This is a genomic window from Arthrobacter sp. OV608 (assembly GCA_900110595.1).
GTDB lineage: Bacteria > Actinomycetota > Actinomycetes > Actinomycetales > Micrococcaceae > Arthrobacter.
On record FOEZ01000069.1, the window covers coordinates 1 to 1,059 of the forward strand.

At 63.9% G+C, this 1,059-nt stretch carries 1 protein-coding gene; it reads left to right on the forward strand.

Features of this window, described 5'->3' with window-relative positions:
• Positions 1–188: 188 nt before the first annotated feature.
• Positions 189–968 carry an ABC transporter ATP-binding protein gene (locus tag BMX78_RS22645; protein WP_211482624.1) on the forward strand — a complete coding sequence of 260 codons (780 nt, stop codon included), beginning with the start codon at positions 189–191 and terminating at the stop codon, positions 966–968.
• Positions 969–1,059 lie beyond the last annotated feature (91 nt).

Sequence of the window (1,059 nt, forward strand, 5' to 3'; positions counted from 1 at the left end):
TCTCCGCCCGATGCGCATCTTGCAGCTTTCCTGCCGCATCCGGCTCCGTGATTTCGCTGTCCGCGGCGACGAACCAGGTGGGATGAGTGGTGAGCGTGAGTGAGACATCAGTGGGGCGCAAGGGCAGAGGCGATTCCAGCCGGGCCGCAACGTTCCCGACGGGGGAGTGGCCGGAAAATGCCAAGATCGTGGCCAAGCAGGTCGAACGCAGCTTCCCCAAGCGCAAGCTAGCGGTCCACGCACTGGGTCCGTTCGACTTCCAAGCCGATGACGGCGAGTTTGTCTGCCTGGTCGGGCCCTCGGGCTGCGGCAAGTCAACCTTCCTGCGCGTGGTGGCCAGCCTCATCGAGCCGACGGGCGGAGCGATCGGCATTCGCTCGAACGCACCCTCGCCGGTCGCCACGGTCTTCCAGGACCACTCGGTCTTCCCGTGGAAGACCGTTGAGGAGAACATCCGGTTCGGCTTGGACCTCGTCAGCAACGATCATGCAGAGAACTCTCGCCGCGCCCGTAGCTGGGCGGAACGACTGGGCCTTTCGGACTTTGTCGATTCGTTCCCCAGCTCCTTGTCCGGCGGAATGCGCCAGCGCGTCGCGATCGCCCGAGCGCTGGCCGTTGAACCTGAAGTGCTCCTCATGGACGAGCCGTTCGCCGCCCTCGACGCGCAGATGCGCCTGATTCTGCAAGAAGAGCTGTTGCGCCTGTGGCAGGCGGACAGGCGCACGGTGTTGTTCGTGACCCACAGTCTCGAGGAAGCGATCCTTCTAGGCGATCGGATCCTGGTCATGTCGGCGCGTCCGGGCAAGCTGGTGGCCGACTTCAAGGTGCCCTTCCCCCGACCGCTGAGATCCGCGGGACCGCCGAGTTCGCCGATCTGCATGAACAAATGTGGTCCATTCTGCGAGAAGAAGTCAATCGCGGCTACGCCACGACCGATAGGAAGAAATGATGACGAACTTAGAGGTTGAAGTGAACCACGGCACGGTCGCGTGGCACGCGGCACCCGAGAACTCCGAGGTGCTGGCACAGCGCCAGACGCGACGGCGCAGGCTGGAACAG